Below are 24085 nucleotides of genomic sequence, written 5' to 3' on the forward strand. Positions count from 1 at the left end.
GGACTTACTGAGACCGTAGCTTAAATCGTTGCACTTTACCTGTGGCTGTCTTTGGAAGATCATCAACAATCTCGATCCAGCGAGGGTACTTCCATTTGCCAACAGCCTCTTTTACATGCTCTTTCAGTCGTTCCTCCAACCCCTCTTTACTGACAGCGTCTTTTAAGACGACATAGGCTTTCGGCTTTTCCAGATCGTTTTCATCCATAGCGGCAACAACAGCGGCTTCCAGAACATCTTTATGGGTAACCAGAGCCTGTTCGATCTCAAACGGGGACACCCAGATCCCGCTGACCTTGAACATATCGTCTGTCCGCCCACAATAAACCAGACGGCCATCCGCCTGCTTTTCATATTTGTCGCCGGTCCGGGTCCAGACGCCCTCAAAGGTAGACCGGGTCTTGTCCCTTTGGTTCCAGTATCCATCGGCAGCCGACGGCCCGTTTACCAGAAGTTCACCAATCTCGCCGGCGCCAACCTCGGCACCGGTTTCGTCAACCAGTCTAAGCTGATACCCCGGCACCGCCCGTCCGGATGTCCCATAAACTACATCATCCGGGGCATTCGAGAGAAAAATATGCAACATCTCGGTTGATCCGACACCGTCCAGAATATCAACCCCGGTGGCCGACTTCCACTTGCGGCCAATTTCAGCGGGCAAAGCCTCACCAGCAGAAATACAGCACCGCAGGCGCTCCATTCCGTTGGGCATCTTGTCTGGCATCGCCGAGACGAGCGCAGCATAAAGGGTCGGCACCCCGCAAAACACGGTGGGATTTGAGCGCCTGATGACATCAAACACCGTTTCCGGTGTTGGCCGCCCTGGATAAAGGACGGTTGTCGCCCCCACGGACATGGGGAACGTCATACCGTTCCCTAGACCATAGGCAAAGAATAGCTTGGCAACCGAGAACACCACGTCATCAACGTTAATCTTGAGGGTTTGGGCGCCATAGGTATCCGACGTGGCCTGAAGACTGCCATGTACATGACGAACCCCCTTGGGCTGCCCGGTTGATCCTGAGGAATACAGCCAAAACGCACATTCATCTGCACTCGCCTGTGTCGTTGGCCTTTCCTGAACCGTCGCCAGTTCATCATTGAAAGACAAAAACCCTTCCTGAGACTCACCAATGACAAAAACGGATTTCAGATATTTTCTATCTTTAAGCACAGGCTTAACAACATCCAGTAACACCTCAGATACAAATAGACTTTTAGCCTTACTATCATCCAAAATAAGGGCATATAGATCCGCGGCAAGAAGGGTATTGACCGGAACCGGTATGACGCCCGCCTTAAGGCTTCCCCAAAAAATAACGGGAAACTCGACAACGTCATGTACTAACATAACAACCCGATCTTCCGGCTGAATATGATACTTCTCAAATAACGCTGTCATCTTACCGGATTGTTCACCAAGCGCCGCATAGGTTAAAGAACGTCCTCCATCAACCGCTTCGGTGAACGCCACCTTTTCAGCCGCAGCACCCTTGGCATGCCTGTCCACAAAATAGGCGGCCGCATTTTCATTGACTTGCCCCAACTCTCCATCCTCCCAGTTTTGGCTTTTAATCCTACATTAAATGGCCAATTTTATCCCTGCTTATATGCAGGATTTCTTTTTCTGCATTATTATGCATTTCAGGAGAAGTGATGCAAGATTATCAGAGGGTACTAAACATAAAAATACTGTGATTGAAAATAAAAACTTTTATTTTCAATTGTTTACAATGTTTTTATAAGACAAAACATATCATGCAATATAATGCTTATGATAAGTCGCAACCAATAACAGTACGGAAAAATTATCGAATGGCGTTACCAGACTACTCTTCGATCAGCATATGGTCCCGAACTTGGACAATCCTGTCCATTCTTTTAGCAAGATCCCGATTATGGGTTGCGACAAGCGCGGCAACATTATGCTGACGGACAAGATCCATAAAGTTAGCAAAAACCAGCTCAGCAGTCTGCTCATCCAGATTGCCCGTAGGTTCGTCCGCAAGGAGCAAGGCGGGATCATTGGCTAAAGCGCGTGCAATCGCAACACGTTGCTGCTCCCCTCCGGAAAGCTTCGCTGGGCGATGGCTTAATCGATGTTCCAACCCCATTTTTGTCAACAGGGCAGTTGCTTTCTGCTTGGATACAGATCTGGAAATGCCTGCAATCAAATTTGGCATCATCACATTTTCCAACGCCGAAAACTCCGGAAGAAGATGATGGAATTGATAGACGAACCCAATTTTATCCCGGCGCATTTCGGTTCTGCGCTTATCGGATGCTTTTGTACAATCAGTCTGTGCGATTATCACGCGTCCACTGGTCGGAGGCTCAAGTAGTCCTGCAATTTGAAGTAACGTCGACTTGCCAGCACCGGATTGCCCCAACAAGGCGACAATCTCACCCGGCTTGATCTGCAGGTCCACATTATCAAGGATCTCAAGCGTCTCAGGCCCCTGCTTGAAGGTCCTACCTACTTTTTCCAGCTTCAAGACAGAATTACTCATAGCGAAGCGCCTCTACCGGATCCAGCCGCGCAGCCCGCCAGGACGGATAAATCGTCGCTGCGAGAGATATGACAAGCGCCATGATGACCACGGTTGTTACCTCTGCCGGATCTACTTTTGCAGGCAGGTTTGACAGGAAATAAATCTCGGCGGAAAAAAGTTCGGCGCCGGTCAATCCTTCAATCAGGTTTTTGATTTGGTCAATATTGGCGCAAAAGCCGAGCCCCAACAGAAATCCGAACAGAGTGCCAACAACACCGACACTCGCGCCAGCAATAAAAAAGACACGCATAATCATACCGCGGGTTGCCCCCATGGTGCGTAAAATGGCGACATCCCTCCCTTTATCCTTCACCAGCATAATCAGGCTTGAAATAATATTAAACGCTGCGACAAGGATGATCAGGGTCAAAATCAGGAACATGACATTCCGTTCAACCTCCAGGGCGTTAAAGAAACTGGCCCGGGACTGCTGCCAATCATAAATATACGCGCGGACATTGACCGCATTAATAATATCTGATCTGAGGGCAAGTGCCCGATCCGGATCGGTTGCAAAAACCTCAATGGAGGTTACCCCTTCGCCATGCTTGAAATATTTCTGAGCGGCCGAGAGGGACATAAACACATACCCGCTGTCATATTCATACATTCCCGTATTGAACAGACCCGCGACCGTATAGGTTTTCACTCTGGGAAAGGTGCCAAAGGCTGTGGAACTGCCTTTTGGCGACAGAAGCTTGATCTTATCGCCCGCCCGAACCCCGAGGGAGCGGGCAAACCGATGCCCGATAATAACGGCTTTATCCTCAGCAAAACCTGCAAGGGAGCCCGAGACGATATTCTTCGACAGCAATTCCAGCTTATCCAGTTGGTCAGGTGCCATACCGCGCACTAACGCACCACTGGCGTTTTTACCAGCCGCGGCCATCACCTGCCCCTGGATAAGGGGTGTAACCCGCACAATATCTTTCAGGGCCGCCAAACGGGCAACCAGCGGATCATAATCCACCAATACGCCATTTTCGGCGGCCTTGATTTCATAATGACCGTTCATTCCCAGAATTCTATCCAGCAGGTCTGCCCGAAATCCGTTCATGACAGACATGACGATGATCAGCGTGGCAACGCCCAATCCAATCCCGAGAAATGAAAATAGGGCAATAACAGAGATAAAACCCTCTTGCCTGCGCGCCCGCAAATACCGAAGCGCCATCGTCCATTCAAATCGGGAAAACACGGTCTATCAGCCCACCATTTTGGTCAGCGCATCTTCGGGGGTTAATTCCACTTTTTCCCCGGTCGCGCGATTTTTTACTTCAAACACACCAGATTTTAGTCCGCGTGGTCCAATTGTTACCTGCCAAGGAAGACCGATCAGATCCATCTTGGCAAATTTTCCGCCTGCCCGGTCTGAAGTGTCATCATACAGAACCTCAACACCTGCTGCGGTCAACTTCTCGTAAAAAGCATCACACGCAGCATCACACGCCTCGTCACCAGACTTAAGGTTGATCAGGCCAACTTTAAAGGGGGCAACTTCTTCAGGCCAGACAATACCGTTCTCGTCGTGACATGCCTCAATAATGCCTCCCACCAATCGAGAAACCCCGATACCGTAGGACCCCATTGAAACCGTGACATCTTTTCCATCAGGACCGGCTACAGTCGCGCCCATAGCTGCTGAATATTTTTCTCCAAAATGGAAAATATGTCCCACTTCGATCCCCCGCCGGGTAACAAGGTCACCCTCGGAAACCGTGCAGGTCTTCGGGTCATGCATATCATCAGCGGCGGCATAATAAGAAGTCCAGTTATCCACAATCTCCTGTAATTCCTCGGGACTGTGGTCTTTCTCTTCAGGTGTCGCCAGTGTCAGAATGTCCTTGTGATAGAAGACTTCGCTTTCGCCGGTTTCTGCAAGGACGATAAATTCGTGGGATAGATCGCCGCCAATTGGTCCTGTGTCTGCACGCAGTGGAATGGCTTGCAAACCAAGCCGCGCGTAAGTCTTCAGATAGGCCACGAACATACGATTGTAAGCGATCTTTGATGTTTCATAGTCCAGATCGAACGAATAAGCGTCCTTCATCAAAAATTCGCGACCGCGCATCACCCCAAACCGCGGGCGGACTTCATCTCTGAATTTCCACTGGATATGATAGAGGTTAAGCGGCAAATCCTTATAGCTTTTCACGTTGGAGCGGAAAATGTCTGTCACCTGCTCTTCATTTGTCGGGCCATACAGCATTGAACGATCATGACGGTCAGTGATACGCAGCATTTCCTTGCCGTAGTCGTCATACCGACCCGACTCCTGCCACAAGTCTGCCGGTTGGATTGTTGGCATCAGAATTTCCAGAGCACCTGCTTTATTTTGCTCTTCGCGAACAATTTTTTCGATATTTTTTAGAACCTTATGCCCCAGTGGCAGCCATGAATAGATTCCCGCGGATGATTGTTGGATCATTCCAGCCCGAAGCATCAACCGATGAGAAACGATTTGTGCTTCTTTTGGATCTTCTTTCAACGTTGGCATAAAATAGTGGGAAAGACGCATTGGGTCCTCGTGCTCAAATATGGAATACCGAATTTCAACGGACCCGGTTCCGGTGCCGTTTTTTCTAACTTTTATAGGGATTTCGCAAGATTGCAAGGCATAAGGCGCACATAGGTTCGCTTACGGCTTGCTATATTGTTTTCTGCATTCTTCCGCAATGGCATGGATCGCCGGATCTGCCAGTTCCTGACCATTAAATGTCAGGCGTCCAGAAAGCAGATTGTATTTCAGCGTTCCGATATATGCCTCAGCATTTTCAAGACCCGCTGGTGGATTAGTCAGTAAATCGGAAAGCGGCAGATTTAGATCAATGACGATATTTTCGGGCAGAACCAGTCGGTTGTCCTGTAAGTCTGCCGGGGCCACCGGGTTCCCATTTACATCAACACCGGGTTTATAGGTAACGTCCTGCTGTGCGACATATTTTTGGATATGAGAACAATCTTCTTTGCTGACCGTGATCGTTGCTGTTTCGGCGGGTGTGTCGCTTTTTTCCAATGTATCAGCATGCGCGGCAAAAGGCACGGTTGCCAAAAGCATCCAAGACAGCCTAACAAAAAAGGTCCGTAGCATCGTTCAACCTTCCCAAGAAACAGGTATATTGAACAGCATACGGACACTTTCATAAAAAAGCCTGAAGAAAACGAGGTCAGCTCTCAATCAAAGCCCGATAATCAATCAAGTCAAATTCCAGGGTCGACCAGAAGACAAGAAATAACAGCGCCGTCACAAGTGTTGTAATGGCGAATTTTCTTAATATCCTTGGCTGAACCGGAGCACTTTCCACCGTACCAGGTTCAATTTCAGTATTCTCATCTTCAAGTTGGGACCGTACCCCCCATGGCAGAACCATAAAAAGAACGACCATCCAAGTAATTGAAAAGACAACGATACCGCCAACAATGGTCATAATATTCAGCCTTTAATTAAACCTGTTCCAACTCGACAAGGGTCCCGTTGAAATCTTTTGGATGCAGGAACAATACCGGCTTCTTGTGAGCGCCAATTTTTGGCTCTCCGCTTCCCAAAATACGGGCGCCCTGTTCAACAAGCTTGTCGCGGGCCGCCAGAATATCTTCAACTTCGTAACACACGTGATGCATTCCGCCGGACTTATTTTTTTCAAGATATCCAGCAATCGGAGAGCCCTCTCCCAGCGGGTGGAGAAGCTCGATCTTTGTATTGTCCAACTCGACAAACACAACGGTAACGCCGTGATCCGGTTCTGCCTGAGGAGCGCTCACTTTAGCGCCTAATACGTCCCGGTAGGTTTTCGTTGCCGCTTCCAGATCCGGTACAGCGATAGCAACATGATTTAAACGACCAATCATTTTCTTATTCCTTGTGATCCGCTTATATACTTTATGTTCTTTTGTTAGCTTTTACACATCTTCTTCAATTCGCACAACATGCACATCGGTTATCGGCCGTCGGCCTGCAAGTTTCCGGAAAACTTTTCGAATGGAACGCCGTGCGGTTTCAGCGACCTCATCGTCCCTCAATCTATTCGGTTTTGACATTTCATAATGGCGCGCCAGAATTTCTTTCTTTAAATCGGCCTGCAGATCTGGAAACAGATCCACATCAACAACACCGCGCAAGTTAATCACCGGATCTTCTGTAATTTGACCCGCCTCATTAATAATGATCAACGCGTTGGCGGCCCCATTAAAAATCATGCGCCGACGGGTAGACAGAAAATCACCGTCCATGGGGGTCATTCCGCCCACATCCACGGCAAAACGCCCGGAAGGTACCGTTCCAACGATGAATGCTTCGCCAGGTGCCAGTTTCAGGACATCGCCATTTTTAATTTCGACTGCCTGCGACACTCCCAGGGAAAGTGCCAATTCACAATGCGCTTTCAAGTGACGGGCTTCCCCATGAACCGGGATCGCGATTTTCGGCTGAACGGTCTTGTACATCTGTTCAAGTTCTGATTTGGCCGGATGACCGGAGACATGCACAAATTCGTCTGCCTCGGTGATCACATTGACACCATTTTCAGTCAATTGATTATGCAAAGCATAAAGACTTTTTTCATTACCTGGAATAACCTTGGATGAAAATATGACCGTATCGCCTTTTTCCAATCGGACGTTCTGGTGATCATTCCGCGCAATCCTTGCCATAGCGCCGCGGACTTCCCCCTGGCTGCCTGTACAGAGGAGCAGAACGCTTTCACGGGGCAGATACCCTAGATCCTTTTCATTCAAAAAGGGGGGTATGTCATTCAAATATCCTGACTTTTTTGCCGCTTCCGTCATTCTGTGCAAGGACCGTCCGACAAGTACAACATGCCGCTGATGTTTTTCCGCAATAGCCGATATGGTTTTCAGGCGGGCAATGTTGGAGGCAAAGGTTGTTATTGCCACGCGCCCCTGTTTAAGGGTGCCCAGCAACCTATCCAGACTAGCCTGTACATCTCCCTCAGAACCCGAAGTTCCACTTTTAAAAACATTTGTGGAATCACATATCATGGCAAGGACATCGTTAGAAATATCCCCCATTTTACCCATGTTACTTTCCGGGCCAACGACCGGATCCGGGTCCAGTTTCCAGTCACCACTATGCAGCACCTTGCCATGGGGCGTTGTAATCATCAGAGCCTGCATTTCGGGTATGGAATGGGTTAAATCAACAAAATCCAGATGAAAATCACCGATTTGCACGGAACTGCCCGGTGAGACGATATTGACGATGACGTCATCCTCCAACCCTTCCTCGACCAGCTTATTGTGTAGAATTTGTGCCGTGAAAGGACTGGTATAAACAGGACATTGAAACTGGCGCCACATCCGCGCAACAGCACCAACATGGTCTTCATGGGCATGTGTCACAACAATGGCCAGTAAATCAGCCCGACGCTCGGCGATCCAACTGGCGTCCGGTACAATGAGGTCAATTCCTGGCGCCCGCTCATCAGCAAAAGAAATTCCACAGTCAACCATCAACCACTTGCCATTACAGCAATACAAATTGAGGTTCATACCAATTTCACCACTTCCTCCAAGAGGGAGGAAATGCAGGCTGTTATTAAAATCCATAAAAAAACCAATACCTAAAGGCGCAGAAAGGAATACCTAGCAGTAACCCGTAGAAACAGAAAGCCTGAAATTCAAGACGACCCCAATTTTCGCAGGCTGATAAAGGTCGGTACGACATCAATATCGGAAAGGGAAAGCCAATCCAGCACGACCTGTGGTGTCTTTATGAGGTTAATATCAAATATTTGATATTCGCTGTTTCCATTGGGCATGCGCGAATTAAACATCCGTGCTAAACCATGAGCCAGCGTAGTATCAACAAGATACGCCCCCCGGAAACTCAAATCCGAATATTGGGTAGTCAATTTTTTGGAAGATAAAAGCCTTATGTCATCCGAGCTTAGCTCCAGCGAACAGCCGGAAACATCAATCAAACGGTTCAGATCACCGCGATAAGCACAATCATCCGCCACGGCCTTATTACCGTTTATTAAAATTTCTTTTGTCAAAACACCGTAGTGCTTTACGAAAAAGCATTTGGCTTCCTTGACAATAGAATACTCAAAACCAGAATTAGTCACTTGCCCACTCAAAATTCAAACATTAAAAATTTAATATATTAGTATTAACCTTAATCACGAATACATACAGAACTCGAGCGATAGACACAAACTAAAAAGGTTATTGAATTATCAAAAATTCGGGCAGCAAATATTCGTCATTTAGTGAGAGTGCTTTTTTTACTTCAACACCTAAATTTGGCGCGTCCGCATAAAAAATAAGATATCGAACAAAATTCTCATCAAGTAAACCGCTTATTACGCGCCCAAAACCGAACGCCAATGCACTATCCACGATCAATATTTCCGTATAGGTCCCGCGCAGGGCGGATTGTTCCTTTATGTAACCAGCAACGGCCCTTATTCCAGCCGGATCAATCTCAATGCTGCAACCTGTTAAATCCAGAACTCTGTTCAATCCCGGTCGGTGATCAGGGTGGGCGCCAGCATCATTTGATCTTTCCCGCAAGCTATCAAAAGTAATTGACCCGTAATGCTTCACAAAAATACAGTTCGCGACCAGATCAATTTTGTATTTGTAGCCAGTTGTTGCCATTAGCCATTTACACCTAATTAGGAGTGATAGGAAACCACCTTCTTCTAAGTGATTGGTATTTAATATAATTTCTTTCGTTCAGACCTTATTTTTATGAAAAATTTCGACAAGACCGCTGAGGGTCAGATCTTTATCAATATAATCAATATACTCCGTATGCCTCCCGAAGAGGCTGGCCAACCCACCAGTCGCAACTGTTTTCAGCGATAAACCATATTCGTCACGGATCCGGTTGATCAGCCCTTCAATCATGCTGATATATCCCCAGAATATGCCTGACTGCATACATTCCAATGTATTTTTGCCGATAACCTGCTTTGGTTTTTCAATTGCAATTCGAGGAAGTTTTGCCGCGGCACTGTGAAGCGCGTCCAGGCTTAAATTAACGCCAGGGGCGATAATTCCGCCTGCATAATTACCCTGCTCATCCACTACGTCGAGGGTTGTTGCTGTCCCAAAATCCAATACGATAAGGGGCCCGCCGTATTTGGAGTGAGCCGCAACAGCGTCCACCAATCGATCAGCCCCCGCTTCTTGCGGATTATCAATCTGTGGTGTCATCCCCAAGTCCACGTTCGGCTCACCAATCACCAGCGGGGTACATCCGAAATAACGTTTGCACATACCCTTTAAATTAAATAGGGCGCCAGGCACAACGGTTCCAATGATAACGTCTTTTATATCAATGAGCTTTAAATCATCCAAAGCCATCGACTGGCTTAGCCAAACACCATATTCTTCGGCTGTACGCGTTCCGGATGTCGCAATACGCCATTCATTTACAAGGCTTTTTCCTGAAAAAGCAGCGAAGGTGATATTCGTATTTCCAACGTCAATTGCCAACAGCATGAGACCCTCACTTAATCATTGGGCAGAAAAAAAACCTCTCCTGCCGTTACCATTCTTTGTGATCCATCTTCTAACTGAAGCACAAGTGCCCCCGCTGTATCAAGATCTATAAATGTTCCATTAAACGTTTCATTGGGCAAGCGGACGGTAATTTTTTCGTTGATCCCAGATGCATATTGTAGCCATTCCCGGCGAATAGGGTCAAAACCTTCTTTTTGCCAAACCCGATAAAGCGCCAGAAAATGATCCGCATACAAAGCCAAAACCTGTTCGATAGAACAATCACTTCCCTGCTTTTGGAACGATGTCGCTGGCAATCCGTCAGTATGCTCGGGAAAGAAAGCAATATTAACACCCGTACCAACAACCAGCCATTCAAGATTGCCGTCAGATGCGCTTTTACTTTCAAGCAGGATCCCCGCCACTTTATGACGGTTAATTAATAGATCGTTGGGCCATTTTAATGAAAGATCCGCATCGTTTGGCAGGACCTCTTTCGCCGAACGGTATAATGCCAACGCAATGAGAAAGGAAAGTTTGGCGCCTTCCTGAACGGAACAATTTGGTCGAAGCATCAAAGAGCAATAAAGATTGCCTTCCGGGCTGCTCCAGCCTCGGCCCCTGCGACCGACACCCTGATTTTGAGAACGCGCCCATACTAGCTGACCTTCAACGGCCCCTTTATCAGCAAGTACCCGCGCTTCTTCATTTGTACTGCCTATACTGTCAAAGGCATGAAGGGTAAAAAAGGGCGGCAGGCTAATCTGTCGGCCGCCCTGATCCTTGGTCACTGAAACAGGGCTCCAGCGGCTGAAGCTGCGCCCGCCAACAATGGAGCAGGATACACAAAGAACAGCATCGTGAAGACACCAGACGCCCCCATAATAACAGCCAATGTTTTGTTGAGAGGTTCAAAGCCTTCTGCTTCATCATCAAAATACATGATTTTAACGATACGAATATAATAGAAAGCACCCACGACCGACGCCAACAAGCCGATAATCGCAAGGGCATACAGGCCAGCATTGATTGCCGCTACGAAGACATAGAATTTACCGAAGAACCCGGCCAACGGCGGAATGCCCGCCAGGCTAAACATAAAGATCATCAACAAGAAGGCCATCATCGGACGGGATTTACCCAGACCAGCCAACTGCGAGATGTCTTCCACCATACCATCTTTCTGACGCATGGACAGTATAATGGCAAACGTTCCGATATTCATCACAACGTAGATGGTCAAGTAGATCAGGACCCCTTTAACACCTTCTTCGGTGCCAGCGGCAAGACCAACAAGCGCATATCCGATATGACCGATCGACGAATAGGCCATCAGGCGTTTGATATTCTTCTGGTTTATGGCGGCAAACGCCCCAAGGACCATGGAAAGAATGGACACAAAAACAATGATCTGCTGCCACTGATCGACCATGTCACCAAATGGTGTCAGGAACGCCCGCATAAACAATGCCATACCGGCGACCTTGGGCGCGGCTGCAAAGAAAGCCGTTACAGGAGTTGGAACCCCTTCGTAAACATCTGGTGTCCACATGTGAAAAGGAACCGCAGAAACCTTGAAACACAGTCCTGCAATCAGGAAGACCAAACCAATCAACAAGCCGATATTTGGACCGTCATGCCCTTCAGTCAATGACTGTGCAATCAGATCAAAATTCGTAGTCCCGGTGAAGCCATATATCAGGGAACAGCCATAAAGCAGCATTCCTGAAGAAAGGGCACCCAAGACGAAATATTTCAGACCCGCTTCTGTCGAACGCAAGCTGTCTCTTCTGAAGGCCGCTGTTACGTAAAGCGACAGGCTCATCAATTCAATACCCAGATAAAGTGACATCAGGTCATTGGCCGAGATCATCAGCAACATACCCAGTGCCGCGATAACGATCAGTACCGGGAATTCAAACCGGTCAATCCGCTCCCGCGCATTGAAATCCATGCTCATGATGATCGCCAATGCCGACGCGCCAAGGGCAAGAACCTTCATGAAAGAACCAAAAATGTCGACCTGAAACAAACCATTAAAGGTTACGGCTGAATTGCCATTGCCCAGTAGCACCAGAACGGCTGCTATGATCAGGGAAATCGTTGCCATCCAGGAAACGGGCTTTGTCGCCCCCTTCCCTTTATACACACCGAACATCAACAAGGCCATTGAGGCCAAGGCCAGAAAGATTTCCGGAAGCGCGATTGAAAAGTCATGCAAATCCATTGTCAAATCCTACCTATTTAGCCGCTTGAACGGCTGTTTTGGCGGCATCTAGCGCCAGTTGATGCTGTTCCATGAGGTTCGTCACAGAAGCATGCATGATATTAAGAAACGGTTCCGGGTAAACGCCGATCCACATTGCGACAACAATCAAGGGCGCGAAAATCAGAAGTTCGCGTTTATTGACGTCCAGAATGTTTTTCAGGTCTTCTTTAACCAACTCACCAAAAACAACCCGGCGATACAGGTACAGACTATAAGCGGCCCCCAGAATTACACCGGTGGTCGCGAAGAAAGCCGTCCATGTGCTGACTTGATAGGTTCCAACCAGAATAAGGAACTCGCCAACGAAGCCACTTGTTCCGGGAAGACCAATCGTCGCCATCGTAAAGATCATGAAGATTACAGCGTATTTCGGCATCCGATGAACCAGTCCGCCATAGCGAGAGATTTCACGAGTATGAATACGATCGTAGATCACACCCACACATAGGAACAAAGCGCCGGAGACAATACCGTGACTGATCATTTGCAGTATGCCGCCTTCAAGCCCCTGTTGGGTGAAAGTGAAAATACCGATTGTGATGAACCCCATATGCGCGACAGAGGAATAAGCAATCAGCTTCTTCATGTCTTTCTGCACCAAGGCCACCAGGGATGTGTAAATGATGGCCACCACACTCAGGGCGAAGACCATCGGTGCAAAGTAATCTGATGCTTCTGGGAACATCGGGATTGAGAACCGTAGGAAGCCGTACCCACCCATTTTCAGCAAAACACCTGCCAGGATCACAGAACCGGCCGTTGGGGCCTGAACGTGCGCATCGGGCAACCATGTATGAACTGGCCACATCGGCACTTTCACAGCAAAGGATGCGAAGAATGCAAGCCACAACCAAGTCTGCAATTCACTGGCAAACTGAGTTTCCATCAGGACCTGAATATCCGTTGTACCAGCGATCTGATACATGGCGATCATCGCTGCCAGCATCAAAACCGACCCGACCAACGTGTACAGGAAGAATTTGAAACTTGCATAAACCCGGTTCGCACCGCCCCAGATACCAATGATCAGGAACATAGGGATCAAACCGGCTTCAAAGAACAGATAGAACAGCACCATATCCAACGCACAGAACACACCGATCATCAGTGTTTCCATGATCAGAAACGCAATCATATATTCGCGAACCCGAACCGTAATGGCATCCCAACTGGCGAGAATACAAAGGGGCATCAGGAAGGTTGTCAGGATGATGAACAGCATCGAAATACCGTCAACGCCCATCCTATACCGAATGGTTTCACCGAGCCAAGCCGCATCTTCTACGAGCTGGAAGCCCGCTTGAGAGGGGTCAAAGTAAACCCAGATCAAAAGAGAAACAGCGAAAGTCGCAACGGTTGTCCAAAGGGCAACATGCCGCGCATTCCGGTTGGCATCTTCTTTTTTACCGCCGGTAAGCAGGATCATTAACGCCCCTGCTAACGGAAAGAAGGTCACAAATGAGAGTATATTCCAATCAGCCATGACTTAGTGTCCACCTGCGAGGAAAAAGAAGGAAACGAACGCTGCAACACCGATCAGCATTGCAAATGCATAATGGTAAACATATCCGCTTTGAAGAACCGATGCCCGCTTGGCAAGGTCAACGACACGGGCCGCAACACCATTGGGTCCCAGTCCGTCGATAATTTTGCCATCACCGAAGGTCCAGAATTTATTGCCAAGCCAACGGGCGGTTTTGACAAACAAGACATCATAAAGTTCATCAAAATACCATTTGTTGAGCAGGAACTGGTACAGGGCAGAATGGGTTTTTGCCAATTGAACGGGAATGTCTGTACGGCGAATATACATATTGAACGCCACCAGCAAGCCAAGGAAGCCTGCGATAATCGGCAGAGCAATCACCCAGGTTGGAGGATGATGGAAGTCCGCCATTACAGTATTGGCTTCTGCGATAAAGATCGCATCTCCCCAGAATTCCTTATATCCGTCGCCAACCATCGGGCCATAGAAGAAGAAACCTGCAAACAAAGCGCCAATTGCCAACACATAGAGCGGGAACAGCATGACAAACGGGCTTTCATGCACATGTGACATAACTTCTTTATCAGCCCGTGGTTCACCATGGAATGTAAGAAACGCCAGACGCCAGGAATAGAAAGCTGTCAAAACCGCGGCAGCCACACCACACCAGAAAGCATATTCACCAACACCTGTTCCAGCAGCATATGCGGCCTCAATGACAGCATCTTTGGAATAGAAACCAGACAGGAACGGAAAGCCGGTCAAAGCCAGAGTACCGATAAGCATCATGGCATAGGTGATCTTGATGTGTTTTCCAAGGCCGCCCATTTTCCGCATATCCTGTTCATCAGACACGGCATGAATAACCGAACCGGACCCCAAGAACAGCAACGCTTTAAAGAAAGCGTGGGTGAACAGATGGAAAATCGCAATCGGATAAGCACCAACGCCAATGGCAAAGAACATATAGCCAAGCTGTGAACAGGTTGAATAGGCGATCACCCGTTTAATGTCATTTTGAACCAGACCAACGGTTGCTGCAAACAACGCTGTCGACGCACCGACAACCGTTACAACCTCCAGAGCGATTGGCGCAAATTCAAAGATCGGCGAGCAACGCGCAACCATGAAGACACCCGCCGTCACCATCGTCGCCGCATGGATCAGCGCAGACACAGGGGTCGGGCCTTCCATCGCGTCTGGCAACCAGGTGTGCAGACCAAGCTGGGCTGATTTACCCATTGCACCCAGGAATAACAGCAAACAGATTGTCGTCAGAACATCAACGTCATAGCCAAGGAAACCAAAGGTTTGGCCAACCATATCCGGCGCTGCCGCAAATACAGTATCGAAACTGATGGATCCGAAAGCCAGATAAATGCCCATGATACCAAGGGCGAAGCCGAAGTCACCAACACGGTTCACAACAAACGCCTTGATAGAGGCCGCGTTGGCTGAAGGTTTTTTATACCAGAAACCGATCAGCAGATAACTTGCCAAGCCAACGCCTTCCCAGCCGAAATACATCTGCAGGAAGTTGTCAGAGGTGACCAGCATCAACATGGCAAACGTAAACAGTGACAAATACGCCATGAAACGTTGTCTGTGCGGATCGTGGCTCATATAGCCCACGGAATAAATGTGAACCAGAGCGGAAACCGTATTAACAACAACCAGCATCACTGCTGTCAGGCTGTCAATACGCAGGACCCAGGACACATCGAACGTACCCGAAGAAATCCATGTAAAGAGCTGAACCGTCTGCGGATCACTACCAAAAGCCACCTGTATAAGGGCGACCCAAGACAGGATGGCACTGATGGCAACAGCACCGCAGGTAACGATCTGACTTCCCTTTACGCCAATCTGACGGCCAAAAAAGCCTGCCAGCATTGCTGCGATCAGAGGAAGGAATACAATGAGGACGTACATCATTTTCTCTAGCCTTAGCCTTTCATGTGATGGATGTCCTCAACCGCAATCGATCCACGGTTTCGGAAGTAAACAACGAGAATGGCAAGACCGATCGCAGCCTCACCCGCCGCGACAGTCAGGATAAAGAGGGTAAATACCTGCCCCACCATATCGCCAAGGAAAGAAGAAAACGCAACCAGATTGATATTCACCGCGAGGAGCATCAACTCCACAGACATCAGAATAACAATCACGTTCTTTTTATTCAGGAAGATCCCGAAGATACCAAGTGTAAGCAATATCGCTGACACAGTAAGGTAATGGGCAAGTCCGATTTCCATCTCGCTCTCCTAAATGCCTTGGCCGGGTTCGACTTTACGAACCGCCATTGACTCTTCTGGACGACGATAAACCTGATCGGCAATCACCTGTTTCTTAACACCTTCACGTTGACGGTGTGTCAAAACGATCGCCCCGATCATTGCAACAAGCAGGATCATGCCCGCAGCCTGAAACAGGTAGGCATAATCTGTATAGAGCAGCGACCCCAATTGCTCGGTATTGGTAAGGTTGCTATCCGCTGTCACCTTCGCTGTCGCAAGCTCGATGGCTTCGGGCGACAGTGACCAGCTACCAACAACCAGAAGCAGCTCTACAAGCAGAATAAGCCCGATCAATGCGCCGATTGGAAGATACTGAAGGAAGCCCTGCCGAAGTTCAGAGAAGTTGATATCCAACATCATCACAACAAACAGGAACAGGACAGCAACGGCACCGACATAGACAACCACAAGGATCATCGCCAGGAATTCCGCGCCAAGCAGAACAAACAGACCTGCTGAATTAAAGAAAGCCAAGATCAGAAACAGTACCGAATGGACCGGATTTTTTGACGCAATCACCATGAAGGCGGCGGCAACTGTCAATATGGCAAAAAGATAGAAAGCAAGAGTAGCGATTATCATTACTTTCCCCCCCCTGTTGATGAAGTCAACATTTTGATCACTGGAGACACAGCGTTCATCCTACCTTATCTGTATGGTGTGTCGGCGTTCAGGTTTTGAGCGAGCTCTTGCTCCCACCGATCACCGTTGGCAAGTAGTTTTGCCTTGTCATAGAAAAGTTCTTCGCGTGTTTCAGTCGCAAACTCGAAATTTGGGCCTTCCACAATGGCATCCACCGGACAGGCTTCCTGACAGAAGCCGCAATAAATGCACTTTGTCATATCAATGTCATACCGTGTCGTCCGGCGGCTACCGTCTTCACGAGGTTCGGCATCAATGGTAATCGCCAGTGCAGGACAGGCCGCTTCGCACAGTTTACAGGCGATGCAACGCTCTTCCCCATTGGCGTAACGGCGCAACGCATGCTCGCCCCGGAAACGCGGACTCAATGGCCCTTTTTCATAGGGGTAATTGATGGTCGCTTTTGTCCGAAACATATACCGAAACGTCATGGCAAACCCGGAGACAATTTCCCCAAGAAGCAGACTACGTGCCTGTTTATCTATAAAGCCCATTATGACAAGCCTTTACCGTTAAATTTTCTTTTCCAGCGTCTGCTCAATAACAACAGACACCTTCTCATTCATTCTATCACTGTCCTTTGGCGCTTTATCAAACGCCACGAGGAAACCTGCTGTCGCAACAACCCAGAACAGGGACAGGGGGAGGAATACTTTCCAACCCAAACGCATCAACTGGTCATATCTGTAACGGGGCAGCGCAGCCCGCGCCCAGATAAAGACAAACAACAGGAACGCAACTTTCAGACCGAACCAGACAACGCCTGGAATCCAATTGAACGGCGCAATATCCACGATCGGCAACCAACCGCCCATGAACAGGACAACACAGATACCGCACATCAGGATCATGTTCACATATTCGCCAAGGAAGAACAGTGCGAACGCCATGGACGAGTATTCTGTTTGATACCCTGCCACCAATTCTGCTTCCGCTTCAGGAAGGTCAAATGGGTGCCGGTTTGTTTCTGCCAGAATTGAAATGAAAAACACGATGAACATTGGGAACAGGGGTACAAAGAACCAACTGAACAGTCCAAAATCACCCTTCTGAGCCAAGACAATGTCCGTAAGGTTCAACGAGCCCACACATAGCAACACGGTAACAATGACAAAACCAATGGAGACTTCGTACGATACCATCTGAGCCGCAGAGCGCAGAGCACCAAGGAAAGGATACCGAGAGTTTGACGCCCAACCAGAAATGATAATGCCATACACACCAAGAGAGGAAATCGCAAACAGATACAGAACGCCCACATTGATGTCAGACAGAACCATGCCTTCATCAAACGGGATAACCGCCCATGCAATCAGTGACAGGAAGAACGTAATCATCGGAGCCATCAGGAACAAAACCTTGTTCGCGCCGGATGGAATGACAGTTTCCTTGAAGAAAAGTTTGGCACCGTCGGCAAAAGGCTGCAACAGACCAAAAAGACCAACAACGTTCGGTCCGCGGCGCAATTGCATGCCCGCCATGACTTTCCGTTCGTACAGGGTCAAATAAGCCATCGCAACCAGCATAGGCACAACAATCAGCAGGATCTTACCGATGATAATCAATGTCGGTAAAAGATATGTATCCCAGAACTCAACCATTGGTGCCGGTCCCCTCTTCGCTGTCCGCTGCAAAAGCAGCACTACATTCGGCCATGATACCGCTGGCCCGTGAAATGGAATTGGTCAGGTAGTTGTCTTTAACTGGATTGACAAACGGTGCATCATCCACGTTACCGGCTTTACCAAAATCACCCCATTCCGCTGAAGTAATTTCGTCAATCTGCGCAAAATGAGGAGCCGCTTCCACCATCTTACCCCGCAATTCAGCAAGGGAATTGTAGGGAAGTGTTTTGCCAGCTTCTTCAGACAACGCCCGAAGGATCGTCCAATCTTCCCGCGCATCGCCAGGAGGGTAAACCGCCCGGTTGCCAAGTTGCGGCCGACCTTCTGTATTAACCCAAAGGGCATCTTTTTCAGTATAGGCAGCGCCAGGCAGGATCACGTCAGCCACATGAGCACCCGCATCACCGTGGCTACCCTGATATATCACGAAGGCTTTTTCCAGTTTCGACGTTTCAATTTCGTCTGCACCCAGCAGGTAAACAACGTCGAGGTCCCCGCTCGCTGCTGCCTCCAGCATTTCGGCCACTGATTTACCGCCTTCACCCGGTGTTAATCCAAGATCAAGACCTGCAACACGGGCTGCGGCTGTATGAAGAACGTTAAATCCGTTCCAATCATCAGAAATGAGACCGAAATCATCCGCAACCTTTTTAGCCAATGCCAAAACCGCTGCGCCGTCTGCTCTGTTCAGTGCGCCCTGACCCAAGATAATCATTGGCCGCTCGGCTTTTTTCAGAACCTCTGAAAAGGAATGTTTGCCATCGGCAACTTCCTGCAACGTAGACGCACCGGCTCCCAGATACTCGTGATTGTACGTGAGGTCGACCTGCTCGCCGATCAATGCGATGGGGAAGTTCCCTTTTTTCCAACGTTTGCGGATGCGGGCATTCAGAAGTGCCGCTTCAACCCGTGGGTTTGAGCCGACGATCAACAGAGCATCTGCCTCTTCAATTCCGGCAATTGTTGTATTGAAAAGATAAGAGGCCCGGTTTGACGGATCCAGAGCAGCACCATCCTGACGACAGTCAATATTTTTGACATCAAAGGCATCCATCAGATCTTTAAGCGCCTTCATGCTTTCTGCGCAAGCCAGATCTCCCGCAATGGCACCGACTTTTGACGCCTCTGTCGCATTCAGCTTCTCAGCAACGACGGACAATGCCTCGGACCAGCCAACAGCCTGCAATTTACCTTCTTTGCGGACATATGGTGTATCAAGACGCTGACGTTTCAAACCGTCATATGAAAAACGGGACCGGTCAGACAGCCATTCTTCGTTCACATCTTCGTTCAGACGCGGAAGAACTCGCATTACTTCCTGACCTTTGGAGTCAATCCGGATATTGGCACCGACGGCATCGAGAACGTCAATGCTTTCCGTTTTGCGAAGTTCCCAAGGCCGGGCGGTAAACGCATAGGGTTTCGACGTCAGCGCACCGACGGGGCAAAGATCGATGATGTTCCCGGACAGTTCTGAATTCAAAGCCTGTTCAAGATACGTAACAATTTCAGTATTTTCACCGCGGTTCAGAGCGCCCAGATCATCGACACCGGCAACTTCCGTTGCAAAACGAACGCAACGCGTACAGTGAATACAGCGGGTCATGGTGGTTTTCACCAATGGCCCCATATTCTTTTCTTTAACAGCGCGTTTATGTTCCAGATACCGGCTGTTGCCTGAACCATACGCCATGGACTGATCCTGAAGATCACATTCACCACCCTGATCACAAATCGGGCAATCCAGCGGGTGATTGATCAGCAAGAATTCCATCGCGCCTTCGCGACCGTTCTTTACCTTTTCTGTGTTGGTGTGAATAACCATACCATCGCCGGCAGGCATCGCACAGGAAGCCACCAGTTTCGGGGCTTTCTCCATTTCGACAAGGCACATGCGGCAGTTACCGGCAATCGATAACCGCTCGTGATAACAGAAGCGGGGGATTTCTGCGCCTGCTTCTTCGCAAGCCTGCAGAATTGTCGCTCCGTTCTCGACTGTGACTTCTACACCATCAACTGTAAGTGTCGGCATGTTTCGCTCCTTAAGTAGCGTGCCAATCAGGCCGCTTTCACGGCTTTCTTGTTTTTGATTCGCTCTTCCACCAAGGGGCGGAAATGACGGATCAGACCCTGAATTGGCCATGCAGCCGCGTCACCAAGGGCGCAGATTGTATGACCTTCAATACGTTTCGAAACGTCGATCAACATATCGATTTCTTCAATTTCCGCATCGCCTGACACAAGCCGCTGCATCATGCGCCACATCCAGCCGGTTCCTTCCCGGCACGGTGTGCACTGGCCACAGCTTTCATGCTTGTAGAAATGCGACAGGCGTTCGATTGCCTGAATAACGTCCGTAGATTTATCCATCACAATAACGGCTGCGGTTCCAAGACCACTTTGCACTTCGCGCAGGCTATCAAAGTCCATCAGCACATCATCGCAGATGCTTTTAGGCAGAAGAGGAACGGAAGAGCCGCCCGGAATGATTGCCAGCAGATTATCCCATCCACCGCGCACACCACCGGCATGCTTTTCAATCAATTCACGCAGCGGAATACCCATCTCTTCTTCAACATTACAAGGGGTGTTCACATGCCCGGAAATACAAAACAGTTTTGTTCCAGTGTTATTCGGGCGGCCAAGACCGGCAAACCAGTCAGCACCGCGACGCAGAATTTCAGGACCAACGGCAATGCTTTCCACATTATTCACAGTGGATGGGCAACCCCAGGCACCAACATTCGCTGGAAAAGGAGGTTTCAAGCGTGGCTGGCCTTTATTGCCTTCAAGGCTTTCAATCAGGGCTGTTTCTTCGCCGCAGATATACGCACCGGCTCCGCGATGAACATAAATGTCGAAATCGTATCCGCTGCCGCAGGCGTTTTTACCGATCAGGCCGTCTGCATAGGCTTCCTGAATGGCTTCGTTCAGATGAATGGCTTCATTGACGAACTCGCCCCGAATATAGATGTAGGCGGCCACTGCCCGCATGGAGAAACCAGCGACCAGACACCCTTCAAGCAACCGATGCGGATCAAAACGCATAATTTCCCGATCCTTACAGGTACCAGGTTCAGATTCGTCCGCATTAACGATCAGATAATTCGGACGACCATCTGATTCCTTGGGCATGAAAGACCATTTCAGGCCGGTCGGGAAACCCGCACCACCGCGGCCCCGAAGACCACTGGCTTTCACCTGTTCAATGATTTCGTCCTGCCCCATTTCCATGAGTTTTTTAGTATTGTCCCAAACACCTCTGGCTTTAGCCCCGGCCAAACGCCAGTCCTGCTGTCCATAAAGGTTGGTAAAAATACGATCCTGGTCTTTAAGCATCAGGCATCTCCCGCTTTTTCAAGCAACGTCGTTGGACCGCCCACTGGTGCAGAATTGATCCGATCAATCTGCGGTCCGTGATCCGGCACGTCGCCTTTAGCAAGTTTATCAAGCAGAGTTTCGAAATTCTCGGCGTTCAAATCTTCGTAGAAGTCATCGTTTACCTGAATGACCGGCGCATTTACACATGCCCCCAGACATTCCACTTCCAGAAGCGTGAATTTTCCGTCTTCTGTCGTTTCTCCGTTTCCAATACCAAGCTTGTCTTTACAAACCTTCTCAAGATTATCGGACCCGCGAAGCCAGCATGGGGTTGTCCGGCAAAGCTGCAGGAAGAACTTACCAACAGGTTTCAGGTTATACATGGTGTAGAAGGACGCAACCTCCAGAACACGCATATATGGAACATCCAGATACTGACCGACATACTCGATCGCTTCTTTTGACAGCCAATTTTCGTTTTGACGTTGCGCCAGATCCAAAAGCGGCATGACAGCACTTTGCTGCCGACCTTCCGGATATTTTGCGATAAAGACATTGGCCTTTTCAATATTCTCTGGCGTAAACTCAAACGCCTTGCCAGTTTTAATGACCTGACTCATCGATCCACCTCGCCAAATACAATATCCAAACTACCCAGAATAGCTGATGCGTCAGCCAGCATATGCCCCCGTGTGAGGAAGTCCATGCCCTGCAGATGGGCAAATCCTGGCGCCCTCACCTTGCAGCGATAAGGCTTGCTGCTGCCATCTGCGACCAGATACACGCCAAGCTCGCCTTTCGGCGCCTCAATGGCCGTGTAAGTCTCTCCAGCAGGCACCCGAACACCTTCGGTATAATGCTTAAAGTGATTGATCAAAGCTTCCATGGAGGTCTTCATATCGGACCGCCGCGGAGGAGCAATCTTCGGATCTTCGCTCAAAACAGGTCCTTCAGGCATTTTATCCAGACACTGTTCCATAATTTTCAAAGACTGACGCATCTCTTCCAGACGCATCAGGTACCGGTCATAACAGTCACCGTTCAGCCCCACCGGAATATCAAAGTCCAATTCACCGTATACATCATACGGTGTCGCCTTACGAATATCCCAAGCCAGACCTGTTGACCGCAGCATGACGCCTGAGAAGCCCCAAGCCATAGCTTCTTCCTGGCTAACTACGCCAATATCAACATTCCGCTGCTTGAAAATCCGGTTTTCAGTCAGCAGTGTTTCAATATCGTTCAAAACCTTTGGAAAGCCTTCGATAAAGGTACGAATATCGTCGTCAAGACCTGCAGGCATGTCCTGATGAACGCCGCCAATCCGGAAATAGGCGCCATGCATCCGGGCACCGCAAACACGCTCGTAGAATTCCATCAGCGTTTCACGCTCAACAAACCCCCACAGCATCGGGGTTGTTGCCCCAACGTCCATGGCCTGTGCGCAAACATTCATCAAGTGATTCATCAAGCGAGAAATTTCCGCATACAGAACACGAATGAACTGGCCCCGGCGAGGCACATCACATCCGAGCAACCGCTCGGCGGCCAAAACAAAAACATGCTCCTGCGCCATCGGTGCGGAATAATCCAGCCGATCAAAATACGGCATGGCCTGCATGTAGGTTTTGTTTTCGATTAGTTTTTCGGTGCCGCGATGCAGAAGACCGATATGCGGGTCAACCCGCTCAACGATCTCGCCATCCAGTTCCAGAACCATCCGCAAAACACCATGGGCGGCTGGATGCTGCGGACCAAAGTTCAACGTATAGTTTTTAATCTGTACTTCAGCCATTAGCCCTGCTCCGTCGCTTTTTCATCACCCGGAAGAACATAATCGGTCCCTTCCCACGGGCTCTGGAAGTCAAATTTACGGAATTCCTGAACCAGGGAGACAGGTTCATAAACAACGCGTTTTTCATCTTCACTATACCGCACCTCAACATGGCCGGTGAGCGGGAAATCCTTACGAAGGGGATGGCCTTCAAAACCATAATCCGTCAGCATCCGTCGTAGATCCGGATGGTCTGAGAACATGATGCCGTACATATCCCATGCTTCACGTTCAAACCAGTTGGCTGTCGGGAAAATCGGAACGACGGTTGGCACAGGCGTGCGCGCGTCCGTTTGAACTTTCACAGTAATCCGCTGGTTGTTGCTGAGGCTTAACAAATTGTAGACCACATCAAAACGCAGTGGGCGTTCAGGATAGTCGACGCCACAGACATCACACAATACCTGAAACTTACATGTCGAATCATCACGAAGGAAAGCCAGCACTTTATCAATCACGTCCGCACGAACTTCAATAAAAAGTTCATTATGAGCGACGTCAGTCGATATCACCTCGGATGACAATTCACCTGCGATGTGGGCGCCAAGTTCCTTTAAAGCGTTTTCCATTTGTTTTCCGATCTTCGCGC

General features: G+C 49.0%; 24 protein-coding genes. All 24 read right to left on the reverse strand.

Annotated features, from left to right (window positions below; genetic code table 11):
- Window positions 1–4 precede the first annotated feature (4 nt).
- The 24 genes from OIR97_RS10575 to OIR97_RS10690 all read right to left on the reverse strand — a co-directional run bounded on the left by OIR97_RS10575 (window position 5) and on the right by OIR97_RS10690 (window position 24065).
- A complete protein-coding gene (locus OIR97_RS10575) occupies window positions 5–1546 on the reverse strand; it encodes a benzoate-CoA ligase family protein (RefSeq protein ID WP_169545597.1) in 1542 nt (513 codons plus the stop codon).
- A gap of 283 nt (window positions 1547–1829) precedes the next feature.
- Window positions 1830–2510 carry an ABC transporter ATP-binding protein gene (locus tag OIR97_RS10580; RefSeq protein WP_169545598.1) on the reverse strand — a complete coding sequence of 227 codons (681 nt, stop codon included), beginning with the start codon at window positions 2508–2510 and terminating at the stop codon, window positions 1830–1832.
- Window positions 2503–3726: a lipoprotein-releasing ABC transporter permease subunit gene (locus tag OIR97_RS10585; RefSeq protein ID WP_169545881.1), complete on the reverse strand. Its 1224-nt coding sequence runs from the start codon at window positions 3724–3726 to the stop codon at window positions 2503–2505. The genes OIR97_RS10580 and OIR97_RS10585 overlap by 8 nt, the downstream gene beginning before the upstream one ends.
- Before the next feature lie 30 nt (window positions 3727–3756).
- Window positions 3757–5070 (reverse strand): proline--tRNA ligase, encoded by a 1314-nt coding sequence (proS, locus tag OIR97_RS10590; RefSeq protein ID WP_169545599.1) that lies wholly within the window; start codon window positions 5068–5070, stop codon window positions 3757–3759.
- Between the two features lie 120 nt (window positions 5071–5190).
- Window positions 5191–5610 (reverse strand): hypothetical protein, encoded by a 420-nt coding sequence (locus OIR97_RS10595; RefSeq protein WP_169545600.1) that lies wholly within the window; start codon window positions 5608–5610, stop codon window positions 5191–5193.
- A 109-nt stretch (window positions 5611–5719) separates the two neighbouring features.
- Window positions 5720–5980 carry a DUF1467 family protein gene (locus OIR97_RS10600; RefSeq protein WP_169545601.1) on the reverse strand — a complete coding sequence of 87 codons (261 nt, stop codon included), beginning with the start codon at window positions 5978–5980 and terminating at the stop codon, window positions 5720–5722.
- Window positions 5981–5996: 16 nt separating this feature from the next.
- On the reverse strand, window positions 5997–6401 hold the full coding sequence (mce, locus tag OIR97_RS10605; protein WP_169545602.1) for a methylmalonyl-CoA epimerase: 405 nt from the start codon (window positions 6399–6401) through the stop codon (window positions 5997–5999).
- 51 nt (window positions 6402–6452) lie between these two features.
- Window positions 6453–8117 carry a ribonuclease J gene (locus OIR97_RS10610; RefSeq protein WP_169545603.1) on the reverse strand — a complete coding sequence of 555 codons (1665 nt, stop codon included), beginning with the start codon at window positions 8115–8117 and terminating at the stop codon, window positions 6453–6455.
- Between the two features lie 71 nt (window positions 8118–8188).
- Window positions 8189–8638 carry a hypothetical protein gene (locus OIR97_RS10615; RefSeq protein ID WP_169545604.1) on the reverse strand — a complete coding sequence of 150 codons (450 nt, stop codon included), beginning with the start codon at window positions 8636–8638 and terminating at the stop codon, window positions 8189–8191.
- Between the two features lie 100 nt (window positions 8639–8738).
- Window positions 8739–9173, reverse strand: a complete 435-nt coding sequence (locus tag OIR97_RS10620) for a hypothetical protein (protein ID WP_169545605.1) — start codon at window positions 9171–9173, stop codon at window positions 8739–8741.
- A gap of 78 nt (window positions 9174–9251) precedes the next feature.
- Window positions 9252–10022: a type III pantothenate kinase gene (locus tag OIR97_RS10625; protein WP_169545606.1), complete on the reverse strand. Its 771-nt coding sequence runs from the start codon at window positions 10020–10022 to the stop codon at window positions 9252–9254.
- 11 nt (window positions 10023–10033) lie between these two features.
- Window positions 10034–10813, reverse strand: coding sequence for a biotin--[acetyl-CoA-carboxylase] ligase (locus OIR97_RS10630; RefSeq protein WP_169545607.1), 780 nt, complete (start codon window positions 10811–10813; stop codon window positions 10034–10036).
- Entirely contained in the window at window positions 10810–12255 is a 1446-nt protein-coding gene (gene nuoN / locus OIR97_RS10635; RefSeq protein WP_407696655.1) for an NADH-quinone oxidoreductase subunit NuoN, read from the reverse strand. The genes OIR97_RS10630 and nuoN overlap by 4 nt, the downstream gene beginning before the upstream one ends.
- Window positions 12256–12262: 7 nt before the next feature.
- Complete coding sequence (locus tag OIR97_RS10640; RefSeq protein WP_169545609.1) at window positions 12263–13774, reverse strand: NADH-quinone oxidoreductase subunit M; 1512 nt, start codon at window positions 13772–13774, stop codon at window positions 12263–12265.
- Window positions 13775–13777: 3 nt separating this feature from the next.
- Window positions 13778–15709: an NADH-quinone oxidoreductase subunit L gene (gene nuoL, locus OIR97_RS10645; protein ID WP_169545882.1), complete on the reverse strand. Its 1932-nt coding sequence runs from the start codon at window positions 15707–15709 to the stop codon at window positions 13778–13780.
- A gap of 14 nt (window positions 15710–15723) precedes the next feature.
- On the reverse strand, window positions 15724–16032 hold the full coding sequence (gene nuoK, locus OIR97_RS10650; RefSeq protein ID WP_169545610.1) for an NADH-quinone oxidoreductase subunit NuoK: 309 nt from the start codon (window positions 16030–16032) through the stop codon (window positions 15724–15726).
- Between the two features lie 9 nt (window positions 16033–16041).
- A complete protein-coding gene (locus tag OIR97_RS10655) occupies window positions 16042–16656 on the reverse strand; it encodes an NADH-quinone oxidoreductase subunit J (protein ID WP_169545611.1) in 615 nt (204 codons plus the stop codon).
- 65 nt (window positions 16657–16721) lie between these two features.
- Window positions 16722–17210, reverse strand: a complete 489-nt coding sequence (gene nuoI, locus OIR97_RS10660; protein WP_169545612.1) for an NADH-quinone oxidoreductase subunit NuoI — start codon at window positions 17208–17210, stop codon at window positions 16722–16724.
- 18 nt (window positions 17211–17228) lie between these two features.
- Window positions 17229–18317 (reverse strand): NADH-quinone oxidoreductase subunit NuoH, encoded by a 1089-nt coding sequence (nuoH, locus tag OIR97_RS10665; RefSeq protein WP_169545613.1) that lies wholly within the window; start codon window positions 18315–18317, stop codon window positions 17229–17231.
- The gene (gene nuoG / locus OIR97_RS10670; RefSeq protein WP_169545614.1) at window positions 18310–20373 is read right to left on the reverse strand and encodes an NADH-quinone oxidoreductase subunit NuoG; all 2064 of its coding nucleotides are present in this window, start codon (window positions 20371–20373) and stop codon (window positions 18310–18312) included. Before nuoG ends, nuoH begins: the two co-directional genes overlap by 8 nt.
- 26 nt (window positions 20374–20399) lie before the next feature.
- A complete protein-coding gene (gene nuoF, locus OIR97_RS10675) occupies window positions 20400–21680 on the reverse strand; it encodes an NADH-quinone oxidoreductase subunit NuoF (RefSeq protein WP_169545615.1) in 1281 nt (426 codons plus the stop codon).
- Complete coding sequence (nuoE, locus tag OIR97_RS10680) at window positions 21680–22282, reverse strand: NADH-quinone oxidoreductase subunit NuoE (protein ID WP_169545616.1); 603 nt, start codon at window positions 22280–22282, stop codon at window positions 21680–21682. The genes nuoF and nuoE overlap by 1 nt, the downstream gene beginning before the upstream one ends.
- Window positions 22279–23457, reverse strand: a complete 1179-nt coding sequence (locus OIR97_RS10685; protein WP_169545617.1) for an NADH-quinone oxidoreductase subunit D — start codon at window positions 23455–23457, stop codon at window positions 22279–22281. Before OIR97_RS10685 ends, nuoE begins: the two co-directional genes overlap by 4 nt.
- Complete coding sequence (locus OIR97_RS10690; protein WP_169545618.1) at window positions 23457–24065, reverse strand: NADH-quinone oxidoreductase subunit C; 609 nt, start codon at window positions 24063–24065, stop codon at window positions 23457–23459. The genes OIR97_RS10685 and OIR97_RS10690 overlap by 1 nt, the downstream gene beginning before the upstream one ends.
- Window positions 24066–24085: the final 20 nt, after the last annotated feature.

It is taken from the genome of Sneathiella aquimaris, from assembly GCF_026409565.1.
In the GTDB taxonomy this organism is placed as follows: Bacteria; Pseudomonadota; Alphaproteobacteria; order Sneathiellales; family Sneathiellaceae; genus Sneathiella; species Sneathiella aquimaris.

Coding starts and splice junctions, on each gene's coding strand:
- nuoK (WP_169545610.1), bottom strand. CDS start 16,032: ATGGAAATCGGACTTGCCCATTACCTTACTGTGTCAGCGATATTGCTT.
- OIR97_RS10600 (WP_169545601.1), bottom strand. CDS start 5,980: ATGACCATTGTTGGCGGTATCGTTGTCTTTTCAATTACTTGGATGGTC.
- mce (WP_169545602.1), bottom strand. CDS start 6,401: ATGATTGGTCGTTTAAATCATGTTGCTATCGCTGTACCGGATCTGGAA.
- nuoG (WP_169545614.1), bottom strand. CDS start 20,373: ATGCCGACACTTACAGTTGATGGTGTAGAAGTCACAGTCGAGAACGGA.
- OIR97_RS10640 (WP_169545609.1), bottom strand. CDS start 13,774: ATGGCTGATTGGAATATACTCTCATTTGTGACCTTCTTTCCGTTAGCA.
- OIR97_RS10620 (WP_169545605.1), bottom strand. CDS start 9,173: ATGGCAACAACTGGCTACAAATACAAAATTGATCTGGTCGCGAACTGT.
- OIR97_RS10585 (WP_169545881.1), bottom strand. CDS start 3,726: ATGGCGCTTCGGTATTTGCGGGCGCGCAGGCAAGAGGGTTTTATCTCT.
- nuoE (WP_169545616.1), bottom strand. CDS start 22,282: ATGAGTCAGGTCATTAAAACTGGCAAGGCGTTTGAGTTTACGCCAGAG.
- nuoI (WP_169545612.1), bottom strand. CDS start 17,210: ATGGGCTTTATAGATAAACAGGCACGTAGTCTGCTTCTTGGGGAAATT.
- nuoL (WP_169545882.1), bottom strand. CDS start 15,709: ATGTACGTCCTCATTGTATTCCTTCCTCTGATCGCAGCAATGCTGGCA.
- OIR97_RS10690 (WP_169545618.1), bottom strand. CDS start 24,065: ATGGAAAACGCTTTAAAGGAACTTGGCGCCCACATCGCAGGTGAATTG.
- OIR97_RS10595 (WP_169545600.1), bottom strand. CDS start 5,610: ATGCTTTTGGCAACCGTGCCTTTTGCCGCGCATGCTGATACATTGGAA.
- OIR97_RS10655 (WP_169545611.1), bottom strand. CDS start 16,656: ATGATAATCGCTACTCTTGCTTTCTATCTTTTTGCCATATTGACAGTT.
- nuoH (WP_169545613.1), bottom strand. CDS start 18,317: ATGGTTGAGTTCTGGGATACATATCTTTTACCGACATTGATTATCATC.
- OIR97_RS10625 (WP_169545606.1), bottom strand. CDS start 10,022: ATGCTGTTGGCAATTGACGTTGGAAATACGAATATCACCTTCGCTGCT.
- proS (WP_169545599.1), bottom strand. CDS start 5,070: ATGCGTCTTTCCCACTATTTTATGCCAACGTTGAAAGAAGATCCAAAA.
- OIR97_RS10685 (WP_169545617.1), bottom strand. CDS start 23,457: ATGGCTGAAGTACAGATTAAAAACTATACGTTGAACTTTGGTCCGCAG.
- nuoF (WP_169545615.1), bottom strand. CDS start 21,680: ATGCTTAAAGACCAGGATCGTATTTTTACCAACCTTTATGGACAGCAG.
- OIR97_RS10610 (WP_169545603.1), bottom strand. CDS start 8,117: ATGGATTTTAATAACAGCCTGCATTTCCTCCCTCTTGGAGGAAGTGGT.
- OIR97_RS10580 (WP_169545598.1), bottom strand. CDS start 2,510: ATGAGTAATTCTGTCTTGAAGCTGGAAAAAGTAGGTAGGACCTTCAAG.